Source organism: Gardnerella vaginalis 1500E, assembly GCF_000263595.1.
Classification (GTDB): Bacteria; Actinomycetota; Actinomycetes; order Actinomycetales; family Bifidobacteriaceae; genus Bifidobacterium; species Bifidobacterium vaginale_E.
On record NZ_ADES01000007.1, the window covers coordinates 1 to 15065 of the forward strand.

Genomic DNA, 15065 nt, shown 5'->3' on the forward strand with positions numbered 1-15065 from the left:
GTTTGGATTATTGATATCTTTGTATCAGCGTTGAAAATTAGCTTCTACCATTCTTGATATAATTGGTATATCGTCAAGAATGGTAGAATTTCAACTATTATAAAGCTTTTTACGATTAAAAAAGCATAGCGACATCTGGGGTTTCTTCTTTCTTTTCTTGCCTGGCATTGTAATAACGTTGCGCAGATGACCATTGATGATCACTGACATGTAAAATGCGTATAGATCCACGCGGCGGAAGATTATCCTTAATTATTTTTACTGAAGTTCTATTTCCTGTTTGAGTGGGACTATAACGAACATATACAGAAAATTGCACCATTGCATATCCCATATCAAGCAGCATATTGCGAAATACAGTTGCAGCATGACGCTCCACTTTTGTTTTCACTGGTAAATCAAACATTACTAAACACCACATGCCACCACTGTCCTCATCGACTTTCATAATCCACTCCTTACGAATTGTGGTACTTGAAATTCTTCCACGTCTTTTTCCACATAAATGCCATATGATTGAGCTAAATCAGATAAGGCACTAGGAATCGTATGTCCAGAACCATTAAACTGTTGATTAACACTGTCGATCAAATACTTCTTAACTGCCTTATCATTCGTAGTATCTGAGAATGATAATTTTGAAACAGCGTAATCAACAGCTGGTCTAAATGGTTCAATTATGTCATCTGCTAAGCAGAAATAATTAGTGCCATTATGATGATTCATGCCCATTGTTGGATTAAGACCAGCAGATAAAACTGCACGAATGGAAAAACCACGTAACACCATATAAGCGTAATCAAGTAAAGCATTCCTATCTTGACCAGACCCAGGTTTACGATGAAAATCTTCTTCTTCAGGAAAAATACGTTTCCAATATTCACGAGCAGCTTGGCCTTCCCTATTCGTTACATCTCCAGAACGAACAGTATTAGATAGTCCTCGTAATAATCCACCTCCCTCTTTATTTAATAAATCAAGGCAAGCCGCTTGTCCACGTATTTTCGCGCGAACAATCTGAGCCCACGCTGCTTTTCTTCGAGGCGCACTCATTGTTGCCTGCGACAATTGACGGACGGTAATTCTCGTAGGAACATTGGCCCACGAATGCATAGCACTGACAGGAACGCATCGCCAATCACAGGTCATTACACAAGTACCATATTCAGCACACTGATGAAGAAGACCTGCAGAACAATTACAATGCAAACCAATAAGCAATATTGCAGTTTCTGCTAGAGGAATTTCAACTTTCTGCTCTAATGCGTGATCACACACTAAAATCCTACCGCGAATATACCGTAATTCACCTTGTAAATTAGTGCAATCAATCACACGCCAAGCGTTCTGCATAATTCCTCTATTCTCTATTTTCTCCAGTATTCCAACTCCAAGAAATAGGTAAATGAGAACGCGATGTCCAACGCACTTCACCTAACGCATTACGTCGAATAGTTTCTGCGTTATACTTGGCCAATACATTAACCGAAACACGCCAACCTTTACCAACTAGAATCTCATTAATAGATTTTTCATAAGAAGAATAATCGAAGTTATTGCGCTTGCAATTCGAATACAACTTGTCAATTCCTTCAGAAGAAATCATCGATGGTTTAAGTATCAGAACTTTTTCAGTGTCTGTACCCACAACCACCCAATGGTTATATGCTGCACAATTTGCACCTATTTTGTTTAGGAATTCTACAAATGTACCTATATTTCCTGATAATTTAACATGACTAAAATCAACGATAATCTCATCGCCAGGCACAAGATATCCGAGATAATTAGAATTACCTGTTTGCACAGCATGAGCGACTTCCGTATCAGCATATCTCATTGAGATAGACTGCTCAGGCAAATCACACGAGAATAAATCTTCATGAATATGTCTATGCAAATCATTTTGAAATACACGAATCATTCCATAAGATTTTTTAATTTTTCCACTTTTCAACTTTTTAAAGTATTCATAAATACGTAGATGGTGGGTAGAACTACCAATCTCTGCAGAACCTTCTCGTACGAAAAGCTGCACTGCTTGTGCTTTGAAAAAAGTAATCGAATCATCAGCATTTAACTTCTTATCATGCAACAGGATAGCTCTATTTGGATTTTCAGGAAGACCATTGTTTACATCATAATCAGGATTCCTTGTCAAAGCACAATAAAGTGCAGGAGTAGAAGAACGTCGGATTGTTCCACTGTCGATTTCATCACCGACATGCAACTTCAATAATGCATTTACCTTATATTGGTGAACAGAAGAATTATTGTATCTCAAACGAATAGAATTAACCACAGCAATACGATCAGCTCTCATTTCTTCATTAAGAAGTTTCAATAACGCATTCATACGAACAGACCAATTAGCATATTGCTGATATCCTTGATCATTCGCCGTTGGATATTCTTTCCAATCAATACCACCGGGAACCACTTTATTACCTTGCAATAACTGTGTTTCACGCAGATTGCATTTAATTGCAAGTATTTGAGCTATTCCTGGAGTCATCATTGCAATTACTGATGCATCAACTGCATGATGTCGTCTATCAAAACGAGTTTTTCTTCTACCATCAAAGAACTCTAGTTTTCCGTCAATTCCAGACATTCTTCTTGCTATAGCAGTAAGCGATCCAGCATAAACTCCAACATTCGTTTGAGCTTTATTAGTTATATCGGAAATACCATTGTTTGTTTGATAATTCTGCGAATTATAATACCAATCAATTCTACGATGCAATTCGTTTGCCATCCATGCAACCGATTCAATAGAACGATTATCGAACGCTTCATCACCAACCTTTTGTTTCAAGCGAGCTATAACTTCTTTTTTGAATTGGTTAGCACCGCGTTTGTCGTATGAGTTAGGAGGGAAAATAAAAGCACGAACCCGATTAATAGCGGAATCTACACTAATATCATGATTCTTGCAATATGTAGACTGCTCGCACCAAGTTGAAAAAGGAGTATTACACTTTTGCGCGTTACACAATGAGCAAGTAGCAACTAAATTCTCACGAGTATTCGTAGAACCTGGTCCCTTACGCGGAACAATATGGTCTAGCTCACAAGTATGATAAGTAATCTCAGATCCGCAATACAAACATTGCCCATTCTGACGTTGAACCGCCTCATAACGGCGTATATCTGCATCTGAAATAGAATCACTCATGCCTAAATGCAAAGAGTTTCGCATCATTGCTTTAAGATTTTCTTTACCTTTGGTTCGTTTATCTAATAATTCCTTATATGAATTCGCCATTTTTTTAGATTTGAATCCAGAACGAACATGTTCAATATTAATACGTTCAGGATTGCCCCAACGATTTTTAGCACTTATAAGGAATCGATGCACAATTTTTAATACTCGATCAACTGAAGGATTACCTGTAGGCTCTGCAATAGGAGCTTCAGATGGACGCCAATTATTTGGTAAATTAAATAACTTTTTACGCGCTTCAAATAAATCATCATCAGTTTCAAGCATTTGTTTATTGAGTTTATCTAATGTTTCCAAACTATAAGCAGCACGACCATCAGGTAATGAAATATTTTCCAATGCCGCAATTTCTGTTTCATCCATTGAATCAATAAACGCTATTGCTGAACCGTACTTATCTTGATATTCAGGATTATCATGAATTGCTTCTATGTCTACAGTGTTGCTCAATATCTCAATAAGAGCTTCTTTATCTTCTTGCGTACGATTAGCATCTAACCACCAAGTCAGCAACGATTTCCCTAAAGATTTATTATTTGCATAAATAATAGCTAACTCACTATTCAACATTGGCGGACGATTACCAACAGATTCTCCATCTCCTATTTGTGATCCTACTCCACGTAACTTATAGCGTTCAATTCCGAGGCAATCAGCTACATCAATCCAAGTATATAATGGCGCTTCAGCGCTTTTCTCTTTTGAAGACTCATCAGTCGAAGTTGTTAATAATTTATAAACACTTTGCTTTTCTTCTATTGTTAAACAACGTTCTTTTGAATTTTCTCTTATGCGAAGATTAGAAATAGTAGATATGATTCGATATTTCTGAAACGCTAACGATGCCTTTAGTGCACGCTTACCTTTTCCTGTTATAGCATCCTTGCCAACACGATTTTCTGCAGAGCCACGCGGAGATTTAGCATAAAAAACAGCATTAATAATCTGCTCTCTAACATACTTGTCATCAATATGTTGCACATTGAAAATATTGAGAATCTCAAGCATGTTATCACTTTGCATTAGCTTACGTGGTAAAATAGGATTTAATGAGTTGGGATGATTTTTCCTTTTCTCGTCTGTAGTTATACGTAAACGACGCGAGGCTTTACCTTGTTGCAATAAAAGATAATCACGCACTAATTGCGCAGGCGTAGAACCTTCACAACCTACTCCTGGCGCAAATTTTTCAATATTTTTTAACAACTCATTGTAAAATTCAGAATACTCAGTCTCTTGCGTCATTGATTTTATTGACTGATAAGGATTGCGCCAACCACGATGTCGAGCAATGTGACGAATTGCAACGCTTAACATTTGTTTACGTTGTTTTTCATCCGCAATATATTCATCAGCAAGTTTTGCACGAAAAATCCATGGAATAAACGAATCAGAAAAATCTAAATCCTTGTTTTCAACAACAGGAAAACCCAATGAATGCAGTAGAAAATCAAGTTTCTGCAAACGACGTCTGCGCTGACGATACAACCTGCGCACACGCCGCGCGACACCAGAAATTGCTTTACGCGTATCAGATTCTTTTGCCCCATTTGGATCAATACCAGCATCATGAATAACACTCATTGCTTTAAGTATTCTTATAGGTTCACCATTATTATCCAAACGAATCGCAGCAAGACCTACTGAATTTAAACCGACGTCAATGCCGATAGCATAAGAAATATTACCTTCCATATACAGAATCATAAGCAATTATTTGTATAAATAAAATAACTATCTATAAATTTTCATGTAATAAATATCTATAACATAGAATGAGCTTAATCACGAGAATGCCAAACTAACGGCGTTGCTCTAAATGTAGACTTGTTTTGCTACGCGCAATATGCGTCACGTGCAAACTATTTTTAGAAATCAGCCTTCGTTTTAAGAAAATCCAAGCCACCACTGCAATTGCGCACAAAACCAGCACGCTTAAAATCACAGAAATAATCACAATAAATTTATTCGTTGAAACATTTTTCTTCATAGCTTCCGCTAACTTTTTATGATGCTTATGCTTCACATGCTTCTTTTTAGCTAAAGCTTTTTTCTTCTTAGCTTCCTCATCTTTACGCTTCTGCTCTTCCTTCTTCTTTCTCTCCTCTTCAGCACGCTTCTTTTGCTCTTCGGGAGATTCTGAACCAATCTTACCATCCGGATAATCAATATCACCGTTATATTCCGACAGTGTCAATGCTCCAACAACACCATAAGGGCCACCCGAAGCCTCTCCGTAGCCGAAAGAAATATTGCTAGGATTCAAAATCTGATACAAATGACCATTATCTTCGTTAAAACTTCCACCAGTTGCGCGCAAAGCCGACTCTTCATCTTGAATCCACAATTGCATAGAGCCAGCAAGATCCACACCCCAACTTAAATTTTCACCCCACGCTTTTCGACCAGTGTAATCAGGCTCACTCACACCATCTGGGCCAAAATGGCCAAACTGCCCATGCTGAGCAGTTTCTTGCGCGCGACGGAACGCATCCTCTTCATTTGCAGAATCGTACTGAATATTATTAACATACGCTTCTTTGGTAAGACCGTAACGGCTAACGTAATCTTGCAAAGGAACGCCATTAAAATACGTGCTTCGGTCATCATAAAGCCTAGATCTTGCATTTCGAATAGAAGAAAGAACGTAATGCGCTACATTACTTGACTGAATAAAAGATGCAGCAGAAGCAGAATTAGTTGTTTGAATTATTGGATTCTGATGATATTCGTGATGATATTCGTGATTATATTCGTTACGATATGCCTGATGATACGCATTAGAATTTTCTAAAGTAAAGTCAGCAAAATTTTGCGATATTGCGCACACAGTTAGGCATACAGCCGAAACAACAAGGATACTAACCCAACTGCGCATATTAGATTTATGCTTCGCATATTGCTGATTACTTTCCACCATAAATATCTCTTCACTGCATTCAATACTTTCAATACGTTTGCTCAATACTACCCTGAAATAAGGAATTATTACGCATGTGCAGATAATTGCGGAGCATTTACTACGTATTTTGCTGCAGTCAAGAGATTAATTACATTGTGGATAAAAGCTAGGTTTTAACCACAATAGAAGAATTTGCTGGCAAAGTTGTTGCGCAAAGTTCATAGTGTTATTACTGCGGCATTTCCTCGTGGCTGCGAAGCTCAGAGGCAATGATGGCTCTGTATTTCGGGGCTGAAATGGCTGCAGTCCAATTTGTGAAAGGACTATGAAATATGGCACAACAACAGTCGACCGTGACTATTAGTGGATACGTAGGAGCTGAGCCTGTAAGCTTTGGGCGCAGCGAAAATTCTCCTGCTTGTTCACTACGAATTGCGAGCACGCAATCATATTACCGTAACGACGAGCAACAATGGCATGAGCGTCCAACTACTTGGATGACTGTGAAAGCGTATAGAACCTTGGCTTCAAACGTACTAAAAAGCGTGCATAAAGGTGATGCAATCGTTGTATACGGCAACTTGAGTACAGAAAGCTGGACGAAAGATGGAAACGATTATAATCGCGTAATTTTGGAAGCTTCTACTATTGGGCACGATTTGAATCGCGGAACTACTCAATTTACAAAAAGAAACGCTGAAACTGCTAAAAATGGGCAGACGAAAGACAGCAATCAGTCACAAAACGAAAAAATAGAACGTACTGACTCTCACTCAGACAGCACGGACGACGAATATGGAGGTGATGCTGATATCTAAAGAAAGTAAATAATACCTCGCGCACCACGATAAACAATAATGCCGCCAAGAATAGTAGTAGTAGTAGTAGTATTCCTGGCGGCAAATTGTAAAACAGGCCGTTACTTAAGCAAAGCGTTTACGCGCTCTACAATGCGGCTTGCAGCCTCGTCAACTGGGACCGCTTCAACATTCGATCCGTTGCGATCGCGGATTTCAATCGTGCCGTTGTTCACGGTATCGCGACCGGCAACAGCAATCAGCGGTACGCCAACAAGCTCCGCATCCTTAAACTTTACGCCTGGAGAAACCTTTGGACGGTCGTCGAAGATTACTTCAATTCCCTGCTTACTAAGCTCTTCAACAACCTTCTCAGCAGCATCGAAAGCAACCTGATCTTTGCCTGTTGCAACAACGTGAACTTGAGCTGGAGCAATTGCCATAGGCCATGCTAAACCAGCGTCATCGTGATGCGTTTCTGCCAAGCATGCAATCACGCGGCTAACGCCAATACCGTAGCAGCCCATCCAAACTGGTACAGCTTTACCGTTTTCGTTAAGAACGCTTAAGCCCAAAGCCTTAGAATACTTTAAGCCAAGCTGGAACACCTGGCCGATTTCCACACCGCGTTCGAAGCTCAATGGACCGGAACCATCTGGGCTCATATCGCCGTCGCGAACTTGTGCCGCTTCAACAACGCCGTCCGCTTCAAAATCGCGGCCGTAAACAGCGTTATAAACGTGCTTTCCTTCTTCGTCAGCTCCAGTAATCCAAGCGCTTCCCTTTGCAACGTGAGCATCCATCAAGTAGCGAACAGGATTTGCAATTCCACTACCCTCTTTTAGAGCTTGAGGACCTAATACGCTAAAGCCAATGTAGCCCTTAACAAACTCAGGATGAGACTTTAAATCATCTTCGGTTGCTTCTTCAATTTCTGCAGGAGCAAACTGGGCTTCGAGACGCTTCATATCTACCTGGCGGTCCCCTGGAATACCAATAGCCACGATTTCACGCCATGGCTCATCATGCTCGCCACCCTCAGCATCAGCCGGATGCTTAACGGCAATAATCAAGTTCTTCAAAGTGTCACTTGCCTGCCATTCGCGGCCGTCTTTACGCGGATGCAAATCGTTAGAAACTTTAACCAAAGCTTCAATCGTCTTAGCATCTGGAGTATCAAGAGTCTCCATAGCAGGAGTTGCAGAGTAGTCAACATCTGGCATTTCTGGAGTGGTAAGAGCCTCAACATTCCAAGCTTTTCCGGAAGGCGCGAGCGCAAAAGTATCTTCGCCAATTGGCATTGGAGCCAAGAATTCTTCGGAATCAGAACCACCCATTGGACCGGAAACAGCGTGAACAATCACATATTTAATGCCCAAACGGTCGAAAATGCGAGCGTAAGCAGCGCGCTCTTCAACGTAAGCAGACTTCAAACCATCTTCGTCAATCGAGAACGAGTAAGCGTCTTGCATAATAAACTCGCGGCCGCGAATAAGGCCAGCGCGCGGACGGAACTCGTCACGATACTTAGTTTGAATCTGATACAAAGTAACAGGCAAATCCTTGTAAGAAGAATACATATCCTTAACAAGAAGCGTAAAGACTTCTTCGTGCGTTGGAGCAAGAAGATAGTCAGCCTCATGGCGATCCTTAAGGCGGAAGATGTTGTCGCCGTACTCTTCCCAACGGTTTGTAGCCTCGTAAGGCTCACGTGGAAGAAGCGCTGGGAAATGAACTTCCTGCGCACCAATACCGTTGATTTCGTCGCGAATAATTGCCTGAACTTTGTTCAAAACCTTAAGCCCGAGCGGCAGCCAAGTCCACACGCCTGGAGCGGATTTACGAATATAGCCTGCGCGCTGCATAAGTTTTGCGGAAGTCACGTCCGCGTCTGCAGGATCCTCGCGCAGCGTACGAAGGAACAGCTGAGACATACGAAGTACATTGGAATTCATGCGTTCCAATCTATTTGCGCATGAGGACATAAACACTTGTTTACATGCATCAACAAACAAGCCAAAGCAGCGACAAAAACCCAGTTAAAACTCCGGCAAATGTTTCCCAAATACGCAAATTCAGCTACAAAAGCCAGGTAAATTTCCGGCAAATGTTCCAAAAAACAGCCACTGCAGCAACAAACGCCGGAGAATTCCCCGGCAAATGTTCCACAAAAAATCGCACTAAAACTCGTCGCCGAAAGAAAACTCGTCCGTAACATCATTGCCGGAATTTTCAAAAAGACTAAACTCCTGCTGATCCGCGAAATCACCGTATGCGTTTTTAGCAACAAACACAGAAGCACCATCGCTAGCAAGCAGCTCACTCGCACGCTTTGAAGCATCGCGCAAAGATCCGTCCAACAGCACAGCATCCGACGAAACACTAAACGCGCGATCATTAATGCCCTCTAAGTAAAGACCTTGCAGATTTTCCACGCGAGAAAGCGCAACATAACCCATTCCGGGAGCGAAAGTTCTACGCAAATCCATAACGGCACTATCAAGCGTCATACCTTGCGACTTATGAATCGTAATTCCCCACGCGCAACGAAGAGGCACTTGATTTACGCTAGCAAGTACAGTTTCGCCGTCCGTCATCTCCCACGCAGCAGGCTTAAGAGTTACAATATTGCCGTTTTCAAACTCAACAATCGGCCATCCACCCTTAGATTCAGGCGCAAAACGCAACACGCGCCCAACCGAGCCGTTTACGTACTGCTTATCTTGGTCGTTACGCAACGCCATCACAGCAGCTCCAGCCTTCAAAACTAAACGCTCCGGAGCAAGCATGTTCTTCTTTAAGCGCTCTACAAGATTTTTAGGTCCAGCTTGCGTTGCTACGAATTCGTGAGGCTCAGCATTAATTTCCGCAAGCTGCATATTATTTAAACCATCTGCTTGCGCGTTCGTTGGGAAAAGATGTACTGCAACTTCGTCATCTTGAGGATATTCGCCAAGACGGCTGGCCAACACTTGCTTATCGTCGTCACTTACTAGACCGCTACGAATATCTGTTAAAACATCAAGTAACTTACCGTCGTCTTGACGATGTTGCTCAGTTAAATAGCACACAACAGGTTTCAAAGCATCCCAGGCGAAAGATTCCGTAATATAGCCTTCCGGATTTTTTCCAGCTGCAGCATACTTTTCGCGCGACGAAATAAACTCCGGGCTCGGCTCGAACACGTCACGATTTCGCATAGAAGTGCTAACAGGAGGCAGCTGGAAGAAGTCGCCCGAAATAACTACTTGAAGCCCGCCGAAAGGAGCGGGATTTTTGCGCACTTTACGGCATACTTCGTCAACCATATCGAAAAGCCACGCGTGTATCATTGAAACTTCGTCCAGCACGAGCACATCCGTGGCTTTTATGCGCTTTCCTCGCCTAGCTCTAATGGTTTTAAGAAGCGTATCCGTAAGTGCGTTTGCAACTCCAACTCCACTCCAAGAGTGAATGGTTTGACCGTTTAAATGAGTTGCTGCGATTCCGGTAGAAGCCGTTACAGCCACGCTTAAACCGTTCTTTCGCATTTCGCGAATAGCTTCGTTTAATACGTAGGTTTTACCTGCACCCGGAGCGCCGGTAATGAACGCGCTTGCACCAGCGTTGATTATGGTTAGAGCTTCGGATTGCTTCATTGGCAGTACCTTTTATTGCGTTTAGTAGTCGCGCTTTATTTAATAGTAGCGTTGTATTTAGTAGTCGCGCTTTTCTGCAGAATTTACGTCTTCTAATGCTTCTCCGCGACGCTCGTAGTCACGAAGCAAGCTCGTGCTTTCAATATGCTGCGCGCCAGCTTTTGCTTGAGACTCACTTGGGCCTGGAGCTGGCACAAACATCATGTCACGGTAGTAACGAAGCTCATCAATCGACTCAATAATATCCGCGAGCGCACGGTGACCGCCATGTTTTGCCGGCTTATTGCGGTAAACGTCCGGATAAAGTCTGCGCGAAATTTCCTTCAACGTGCTTACATCTATTACGCGGTAATGCAAATTTGCCATTAAATCTGGCATGTAACGGTCGAGGAACTTTTTGTCAGAACCAACTGAGTTTCCAGCAAGATGAGCTTTTCCGCGAGCCGGCAGGAAGCGCTTTACGTACTCAACTACCTGCTTTTGCGCTTCTTCCAAAGGCAAACCGTTCTTATTCCACTCGTCAACAAGTCCAGAAGAAGTGTGCATATTGCGCACGAAATCGTTCATATGAGCCACAGCAGCATCGCTCGGCTTAATCACTAAATCAATTCCGTCGTCTAAAACTTTCAAATTAAAATCAGTTGGAACTACAGATACTTCGCATAATTCGTCGTGGAAAATATCAAGACCCGTCATCTCGCAATCAATCCAAATTAAACGCGATTCTTCCGGCGTAAACGTAAGATCTTCCTTAGCTTCAGCCATTTTCGTTCCTTTCCTAATATTTTTTAGAACTCATCAGCCTACATCTTCCCACCGACTATTAACCGCTAAAATCACATCTCTGGCATATCAGAAAGCGAAATTCTAGAATATGCCCCATTTTTCTTATCTTCAGGGTGAGGTTCCAAACCGATAATAGTTATTGACATATGATCTGGACCATAAACCCAATACATTCGCATTGCACTACTTGTTTTATTCTCCAAGTATGATTGCCAGACTCTAACGCCATATCTATTTGTCAATTCTTCAATATCATGAGTATGCAATCCTGGATGCCTTGGATTTTCAGATAAGAGTTTCATAGATTTTCCCCATTTCTTATAAAGAGAAAGATCTTTTTTACTTATACTGCCTTCTAGAAACTCTTTCCGCAATCTCTCCCACATATTAGACATCTCTGGAATACCCATTCTAATATTGAAGTTCATTTACTTACTCCTAGAAGTCAGAAAGATCAACTGGTTCAGAAACTTTGCCAATATTAAAATTGCGAATTGCTTCATCCATACTTTTAAGAGTTCTAGAAGATATACTCTTTGGAATAGTAAGCTCGCGAGGCTCTAATAAAATACAACCATTATCGCATTCTTTAACATTGTAATAAGGGTATTTAGCACCACGCAAAGTTACACGCTTTTTACTATCAAGACGCACGTCATAATCTTTCACTACTTCCACAAAATCACCTCATTTTTGGTGGGATATCCCACTAACTATATAATAATTTTATCCGTCTTGTCAAAACAAAAACGACGAAAAGTTAGAAAGTAGCAAATAAGACTTAGCTAACTTTTCGCCGTTTAATGCAAAATTATATGCGACTTATACACGACTTATACACGATTTATACGCGACTTAGTCGCATACATAGCGCGCAACTCGCACAACTTGCGATTTAGTTGTGGAAACCGCTGTAGTTTGGAGCTTCTGCAGTCATCACAATATCGTGAGGATGCGATTCGCGAAGACCTGCATCCGTAATGCGAATAAAGCGGCCGCGTTCTTGCATTTCCTTAATATTGTGCGCACCAACGTAGAACATGGACTGGTGCAAGCCACCAAGCAACTGGTAAAGCACAGCGTTGAGCGGACCGCGATATGGAACTTCGCCCTCAACGCCTTCTGGAACCACCTTGTCGGAGCTTGTAACGTCTGCCTGGAAGTAACGATCCTTCGAATAAGACTTCTTACCACGAGGAGCCATTGCACCAAGCGAGCCCATGCCGCGATAAAGCTTGTACTGCTTGCCGTGAAGAAGAACCTTTTCACCAGGAGCTTCCTCGCAACCAGCCAAAGTGCCACCGAGCATAACAGTGTCAGCGCCAGCAACCAAAGCCTTAGCAATATCGCCAGAATAGTGAATACCACCATCTGCAATGCATGGAACGCCAGCAGCCTTGCAAGCCTGAGCCGCGTCGTAAACTGCGGTAAGCTGAGGCACTCCAACGCCTGCAACAACGCGTGTAGTGCAAATAGAGCCTGGACCAACGCCAACCTTTACAGCGTCAACGCCGGCATCAATCATAGCTTGCGCACCCTGGCGAGTTGCAATATTTCCGCCAATAATCTGCACGCCGTCGAAAGCTTTATCTGCCTTAATTCTGCGAATCATGTCGAGAGCCAAGCGAGCCTCGCCGTTTGCGGTATCAACCACAAGCACGTCAACTCCAGCTTCCATAAGAGCGCACGCACGCTGCCAAGCATCCCCAAGGAAGCCAATTCCAGCAGCCACGCGCAAGCGACCCTGGTCATCCTTAGTAGCATCCGGATACTGCTCAGTCTTCACAAAGTCCTTAACAGTAATCAAGCCTGTAAGCTTACCTTCGGCATCAACCAAAGGCAGCTTTTCAACTTTGTTTTCCGCAAGCAAGCAGTGAGCATCATCCTTAGAAATATCAGAAGGACCAGTGACGAGATTTTCACGCGTCATCACGTCCTTAACTTTCAAGCGATCGTAGTCTTCGGAAGCAATGAAGCGCATATCGCGGTTGGTAATAATACCAACTAAATGATTTTCGCTATCTACTACCGGCAAGCCCGAAATATGGAAACGCCCGCACAATTTATCTAAATCTGCGAGCGTTGCATCTGGGTGAACTGTAAGAGGGTCGGTAATCATACCCGACTCGCTGCGCTTAACAATATCAACTTGCGCAGCCTGATCATCAATAGAAAGATTGCGGTGAAGTACGCCAATGCCACCATTACGCGCCATAGCAATAGCCATATCGGACTCGGTAACAGTATCCATAGCTGCCGAAATAGTCGGTACTTTCATGGTAATTTCGCGAGTCAGATGAGTGGAAGTGTCCACTTCGGACGGAATAACATCAGTTTCGTTTGGAAGCAAAAGGACATCGTCATAAGCGAGACCAAGCTTCGCAAAAACTGGAGGAACAGGGGCATACACGGATTCCGCGTTAATATCAGTTGTAGCCATAGAGTTACTATACGTTTTTGCTATGACGTTTGCGAAACTCCGCACAAAACTCTACGAATTGCGAAGTTCAGGCAGGCGACGACGCAAGTACGGAAGCATTGTTAGCAACGAAAGCAGCGCAGCAGCAATAATCATGCCAATCAAAACGTACACAGCTTTAAAGAACAGAATCATAATAGAGCCGAACGCAATCAGCGCCGCCCATCCCCACAAAATCAGCACAGCACCCTGCACAGAATGTCCAATGCGCAACATGCGGTGATGCAAGTGCATGCGATCCGGATGCATTGGCGACTGGCCTTTAGCAACACGCCGAGTAATTGCAAGGCACATGTCTAGAACCGGCATGAACAGCACAAGAATCGGCAGCAAAATCGGCATAAATACAGGCAAATAAATACTCGTGTGCACGGCGGAAGGATCCAAATGGCCGGTCATAATAATTGACGCGCACGTAATTAAGTAGCCGATTAGCATAGAGCCCGAGTCACCCATAAAAAGTTTCGCAGGATGCCAGTTGTGCAAAATGAAGCCGACACACATTCCCACCATTGCAACGTCAATAAGAGTTGCCATTGATGCGTAGGATGGCGACGTGCGCGCAAGCATGTAAGAGTAGGTTGCGAAGGCGATTCCGCCGATTGCGACGATTCCGGAAGCCAAGCCGTCTAGTCCGTCTACGAAATTTACTGCGTTAATTGAGGCTACGATAAGTATGGCAGTTATTGCGATTGATACGCTTGGCGATGCTGTTACGAGAGAGCCGAGCGGCAAAGTTACGATTTGCAACCCTCCCCACGCAACGAACACGGCTATAAGCAGCTGGCCGGCGAGCTTTAGCATCCAGTCTAAATCCCAAATGTCGTCGCATACCCCAAGCAGGCATATCATAACAGCGCCGGCGAGCACCACCCACGGCTGATGCGTGCCAGCAAAAAGACCGGAAATAAACGGCATTGAGCTTGCGAAAGCCATGGCGACTGCGAATCCAAAAAGCATACCCACCCCGCCCATTCGAGGAGTCGGAATAGTGTGAACGTCGCGCGCGCGAACTTTGCCGACGGCTCCCACTTGAATCGCAAGATGTCGCACAAGCGGCGTAATCAGCCACGTTGCTCCACCTGCAATTGCTGCAATAAATAGGTATACCCTCATCGGCTATGTCTTTCTGCTATTTTGATATTCGCGCGCATCTTTTTCGCGCATGCTTTCGCGCTTTCTTATTTGATTGTATCGATTTGATGGTACCGCAAAATTAGTAAATACTTTCGCTACT

Annotated in this window: 12 protein-coding genes; 1 reads left to right on the forward strand and 11 read right to left on the reverse strand. The window is 43.0% G+C overall.

Going from position 1 to position 15065, the window contains the following annotated elements:
- Positions 1–115: 115 nt before the first annotated feature.
- From cas2 to CGSMWGV1500E_RS04060, 4 genes are all read right to left on the reverse strand, one after another.
- Entirely contained in the window at positions 116–448 is a 333-nt protein-coding gene (gene cas2 / locus CGSMWGV1500E_RS04075; protein ID WP_004127413.1) for a CRISPR-associated endonuclease Cas2, read from the reverse strand.
- Complete coding sequence (cas1, locus tag CGSMWGV1500E_RS04070) at positions 445–1353, reverse strand: type II CRISPR-associated endonuclease Cas1 (protein WP_004127416.1); 909 nt, start codon at positions 1351–1353, stop codon at positions 445–447. The genes cas2 and cas1 overlap by 4 nt, the downstream gene beginning before the upstream one ends.
- A 7-nt stretch (positions 1354–1360) precedes the next feature.
- Entirely contained in the window at positions 1361–4921 is a 3561-nt protein-coding gene (cas9, locus tag CGSMWGV1500E_RS04065; RefSeq protein WP_004127419.1) for a type II CRISPR RNA-guided endonuclease Cas9, read from the reverse strand.
- Positions 4922–5027: 106 nt separating this feature from the next.
- Positions 5028–6146: a CAP domain-containing protein gene (locus tag CGSMWGV1500E_RS04060; protein WP_004127422.1), complete on the reverse strand. Its 1119-nt coding sequence runs from the start codon at positions 6144–6146 to the stop codon at positions 5028–5030.
- Positions 6147–6460: 314 nt separating this feature from the next.
- Between CGSMWGV1500E_RS04060 and CGSMWGV1500E_RS04055 the strand changes: the two genes are divergently transcribed.
- Complete coding sequence (locus tag CGSMWGV1500E_RS04055) at positions 6461–6946, forward strand: single-stranded DNA-binding protein (RefSeq protein WP_004127425.1); 486 nt, start codon at positions 6461–6463, stop codon at positions 6944–6946.
- Positions 6947–7047: 101 nt separating this feature from the next.
- On the opposite strand, the gene CGSMWGV1500E_RS04050 is transcribed toward CGSMWGV1500E_RS04055, so the two are convergent.
- From CGSMWGV1500E_RS04050 to CGSMWGV1500E_RS04020, 7 genes are all read right to left on the reverse strand, one after another.
- Entirely contained in the window at positions 7048–8880 is a 1833-nt protein-coding gene (locus tag CGSMWGV1500E_RS04050) for a proline--tRNA ligase (protein ID WP_004127428.1), read from the reverse strand.
- A 225-nt stretch (positions 8881–9105) separates the two neighbouring features.
- A complete protein-coding gene (locus CGSMWGV1500E_RS04045) occupies positions 9106–10563 on the reverse strand; it encodes a PIF1 family DEAD/DEAH box helicase (RefSeq protein ID WP_004127431.1) in 1458 nt (485 codons plus the stop codon).
- Positions 10564–10620: 57 nt separating this feature from the next.
- Positions 10621–11328, reverse strand: a complete 708-nt coding sequence (gene orn, locus CGSMWGV1500E_RS04040; protein WP_004107431.1) for an oligoribonuclease — start codon at positions 11326–11328, stop codon at positions 10621–10623.
- Between the two features lie 71 nt (positions 11329–11399).
- Positions 11400–11651 (reverse strand): hypothetical protein, encoded by a 252-nt coding sequence (locus tag CGSMWGV1500E_RS04035; protein WP_230455180.1) that lies wholly within the window; start codon positions 11649–11651, stop codon positions 11400–11402.
- Positions 11652–11787: 136 nt separating this feature from the next.
- On the reverse strand, positions 11788–12027 hold the full coding sequence (locus tag CGSMWGV1500E_RS04030) for a hypothetical protein (RefSeq protein WP_004127439.1): 240 nt from the start codon (positions 12025–12027) through the stop codon (positions 11788–11790).
- Positions 12028–12244: 217 nt separating this feature from the next.
- Positions 12245–13789, reverse strand: a complete 1545-nt coding sequence (guaB, locus tag CGSMWGV1500E_RS04025; RefSeq protein WP_004127441.1) for an IMP dehydrogenase — start codon at positions 13787–13789, stop codon at positions 12245–12247.
- Between the two features lie 51 nt (positions 13790–13840).
- On the reverse strand, positions 13841–14944 hold the full coding sequence (locus tag CGSMWGV1500E_RS04020) for an MraY family glycosyltransferase (protein WP_004127445.1): 1104 nt from the start codon (positions 14942–14944) through the stop codon (positions 13841–13843).
- Positions 14945–15065: the final 121 nt, after the last annotated feature.